Source organism: Segeticoccus rhizosphaerae, assembly GCF_009192725.1.
Taxonomy (GTDB): domain Bacteria; phylum Actinomycetota; class Actinomycetes; order Actinomycetales; family Dermatophilaceae; genus Segeticoccus; species Segeticoccus rhizosphaerae.
This window is the reverse complement of sequence record NZ_VOHR01000313.1, coordinates 1-4,274: the sequence shown is the minus strand read 5'-3', so window position 1 is coordinate 4,274 and position 4,274 is coordinate 1. Positions and strand designations below refer to the sequence as shown.

Here is a 4,274-nt window from a genome sequence, read left to right as displayed (position 1 = left end):
GGGACCGACCTGCCCGCGGTGCGCCTCCTCGCCGAAGAGGTCGGCTCGGCGGCAGCCGCCCTCACCCGCGCGGGGGCCGCCCTCGACCGTGGGCGATCGAGCCGGTCACGGGCCGATGAGCACGCCGCCCTGGTGACGGCGCAATCGGCGGAGGTGGAGCGGTTGCAGCAGGTCGCGTGTCAGCACGAGGAGCGCCGCAAGACCCTCGCCGCGCAGCTCGAGGCCCTGTCTGCCGTGGCCTCGAAACTCGAAGCGCATCGCTCCCGTGACTCCGCGCTGCGCCGGGCCGTGTCGTTGGCCACCTCACGCTCTCAGGCTGCAGAGCGGATCGACGTTCTGACGGATCAGGAGTCCGTGCTCGCGCCAGCCTCCCTGGCCGACGGCGAGGAGGTGGTGCGCCTGCACCGGCTGCGCATCGAGGGGATGGCCGCCGAGCTGGCCATCGGCCTGGTCGACGGGCAGGACTGCCCCGTCTGTGGATCCGCGGAGCACCCGCGTCCCGCAGAGGGCACCGCGACCGTGTCCTCACACCAGATCGAAGCGGCCGAGCGGCGTGCAGCAGCGTCCCGCACGGCGCACGACGAGGTCCGGCACGAGCTGGCCACGGTCCGGGCTCGGCACGACACCCAGGTCGAGCAGTTGGGCGCGTGTCTGAGCGGTCTGGGCCTGGCCTATGACCCAGCGGACGTGACGATCGATCAGCTGCAGGGCCTGACCGACGAGACGAGGCGCGCAGCCACCGAGGCGCAGGAGGCGGGTCAGGCGCGCGACGACGCCGAGCAGGAGCGGCAGGCGCTGGCCACCTCCGCCGAACGCACCCGAGCAGACCAAGAGGCCGCACGGAACACCCTCGCGGTGGCTGCCGCCACGCGGGATGCCGCACTGGCGGAGGCGAGGAGTGCCGTCAGGGACCTCACCAAGCTGATGAGGGAGCACCACGAGCACTGCCCTTGCGCAGACCCTGCGCTCACTCCGGACGGGCCGGACAGCGAACCGGCCGCCGGCGGCCTCGACGAACCACCGGCCAGCAGCCTGGAGATGTCCGGCCAGCAGCTACAGGACATCGTTGCCCGACACCGCGCTGCCACCGAGCTGCTGGCCGGGCTGGCCGCTGCGCTGCAGGAGCGGGCGTCGGCGCACCGTGTCCTGGCCCGGGCGCGGGACGCACTGCAGACGGCACTGACTGAGAACGGTTTCGCCGATGCCGAGGCGGCCCGCGCCGCGTCGCGGTCGGATGACCAGATGGCCGCCCTGGAGCGAGAGCTGCGCGAGTTCGACCGACGGCGGGAGACGGCGGAGGCGGTGCTCGCGGAGCCGGAGGTCATGGCGGCACAGGCGAAGGACGTCCCCGACCTGGAAGCGCTGACCCAGCTCGAGCGCGACGCACGCGAGTCACACACGGCCGCCGACCGCGCTGCCGCGCACTACGCGCGCGCCGAGAGCAGGCTGCGTCAGCTGTCGCGTGAGATCCACACGACGCTCGAGCGGCTCGACACCCAGGAGGCCGCACACAGGAGTCTGCAGGACCTCGCTGAGTGTGTGGCCGGCACCGGGCCGGACAACGAGCTCAAGATGCGGCTGTCAGCGTTCGTCCTGGCCGCACGTCTCGAGGAGGTTGCGCGTTACGCCAACGAGCGGCTCGGGGTGATGAGCGACGGCCGCTACACCCTGCGGCACTCGGACGCGCGGGCAGCACGTGGGGCGCGCAGCGGCCTTGGCCTGCGGGTCACCGACGCCTGGACCGGCATCGAGCGCGAGACGAACACCCTGTCCGGGGGCGAGGCCTTCCTCGCCTCGCTCGCGCTCGCTCTCGGCCTCGGCGACGCCGTCCGCGCCGAGGCCGGCGGCCTCGACCTGCAGACGCTCTTCGTCGACGAGGGTTTCGGCAGCCTCGACGAGGAGAGCCTCGAACACGTCATGGGCATCCTCGACGACCTGCGTGCCGGCGGCCGTGCCGTCGGCATCGTCAGCCACGTGCCGGAGCTGCGCCAGCGCATCCGCGCTCAGGTCCGGGTCACCAAGACCCCGGCCGGGTCGCACCTGTCGGTCTGCACCACCCTCGCCGACGAGCCCGCCGCCTGACGTTCCGCTGCTCAGTGAGGGTCCCTGGTGGGGTCAGTCCTCGAAGGCCTCGGGCGGCGGGCAGGAGCAGACCAGGTGGCGGTCACCGTAGGCGCCATCGACGCGGCGGACCGGAGACCAGTACTTCGCCGTCGGGTCCACGCCCTTCGGGTAGGCCGCGGTCATCCGGTCGAACGGATGCGACCACTCCCCCGCGATCGACTGGGCCGTGTAGGGGGCGTGCCGCAGCACGCTCTCGGCGGCCTCCACCGATCCCGACTCCACCTGCGCGATCTCCTCGCGAATCGCGATCATCGCCTCGATGAACCGGTCGAGCTCGGTCAGGTCCTCGGACTCGGTCGGCTCGACCATCAGGGTGCCGGCGACTGGGAACGACATGGTTGGCGCGTGGAAGCCGTAGTCGATCAGCCGCTTGGCCACGTCATCGACGGTGACGCCGGTGCGCTTGGTGAGGTCTCGCAGGTCGAGGATGCACTCGTGTGCCACCAGACCGTCGGCGCCGGCGTAGAGCACGGGAAAGTGCTCACGTAGCCGCGCCGCGATGTAGTTCGCGGACAGCACGGCCACCTGCGAGGCCCGGGTCAGACCCTCGCCGCCCATCAACCGCACGTAGGCCCACGAGATCGGCAGGATGCTCGCCGAGCCGAACGGCGCGGCCGAGATGGGGCCGACACCGGACTTGGGGCCGGCTTCCTCGGAGAAGGGGTGGTTGGGGAGGAACGGCGCGAGGTGGGAGCGCACCCCGATCGGGCCGACGCCGGGCCCACCTCCGCCGTGCGGGATGCAGAAGGTCTTGTGCAGGTTGAGGTGCGACACGTCGCCACCGAAGTGGCCGGGTCGGGCCAGGCCCATCATCGCGTTGAGGTTGGCCCCGTCGAGGTAGACCTGGCCTCCGGCGTCGTGCACGAGAGCACACAGGTCGCTGATGGTGTCCTCGAAGACCCCGTGGGTGGAGGGATAGGTCACCATGATCGCGGCAAGGCTGTCGCGGTGCTGGTCGACCTTCGCCGCGAGGTCCTCCATGTCGATCTCGCCACTGGTGGCGGTCTTGACCACGACCACCTTGAGCCCGGCCATCACCGCGCTGGCGGCATTGGTGCCGTGGGCGCTGGCGGGGATCAGGCAGACGTTGCGACCGGTCTCCCCGCGAGAGCGGTGGTAGGCGTGGATCGCCAGCAGTCCCGCGAGCTCCCCCTGCGAGCCGGCGTTGGGTTGTAGCGAGACCTCGTCGTAGCCGGTGATCTCGGCGAGCCAGTCTCCCAGCTGCCCGATCAGTGCCCGCAGCCCCTCGGTCTGATCGGCCGGGGCGAACGGGTGCAGGTTGGCGAACTCCGGCCAGGTGATCGGCTCCATCTCGGTCGTGGCGTTCAGCTTCATCGTGCAGGAGCCGAGCGGGATCATGCCGCGGTCGAGTGCGTAGTCCCGGTCGGCCAACGTGCGCAGGTAGCGAAGCATGGCCGTCTCGCTGCGGTGGCTGTGGAAGACCGGGTGGGTGAGGAAGTCGGTCTCCCGCTGCTGCTCGGCCGACCAGACCGGGCCGGCCGCCATCGCCTCCCGGAGCGACTCCGGCGTCGGCTCCTCCACACCGAAGGCGGCGCAGACCGCGCTCAGGTGCGTCAGGGTGATCGTCTCGTCGGTGCTGATCGAGATCCGGTCGTCGTCGACCGCCCAAAGGTTGACGCCCCGCTCCGCGGCCGCGGCGACGACCGGCCGTGCCCGGCCGGGCACGCGCACCGTGAGGGTGTCGAAGAAGGAGGATGTCTCAATCTCTACTCCACCCTGAGATAAACAGGTCGCCAACGCGGCAGCGTGGGCATGCACCGCTCGGCCGATGCGGCGCAGACCGTCCGGCCCGTGCCACACGGCATACATCGACGCCATCACCGCGAGCAGCACCTGTGCGGTGCAGATGTTGGAGGTCGCCTTCTCGCGCCGGATGTGCTGCTCGCGCGTCTGCAGGGCGAGCCGGTAGGCGGGGGCACCGTCGGCGTCGACGCTGACGCCGACCAGTCGGCCGGGCAGCGTCCGCTCCAGCCCCTTCCGCACACTCATGTAACCCGCGTGCGGTCCGCCGAAGCCCATCGGCACCCCGAACCGCTGCGTGGTGCCGACCGCGACGTCCGCACCCCACTGCGCCGGCTCGCGCAGCAGGGTCAGCGCCAGCAGGTCGGCCGCCGCCGAACACCGACCGG

The 4,274-nt window shown here is 71.4% G+C and carries 2 protein-coding genes; one reads left to right on the top strand and one right to left on the bottom strand.

Annotated elements, in window-relative coordinates; genetic code table 11:
• A partial coding sequence (locus FRW57_RS18020; protein ID WP_275263187.1) for an SbcC/MukB-like Walker B domain-containing protein occupies positions 1-2,082 on the top strand: 2,082 nt, incomplete at its 5' end.
• 33 nt (positions 2,083-2,115) lie between these two features.
• Here the strand turns inward: FRW57_RS18020 and gcvP are convergent.
• On the bottom strand, positions 2,116-4,274 hold a 2,159-nt coding region (gene gcvP, locus FRW57_RS18015), incomplete at its 5' end, for an aminomethyl-transferring glycine dehydrogenase (protein ID WP_152186646.1).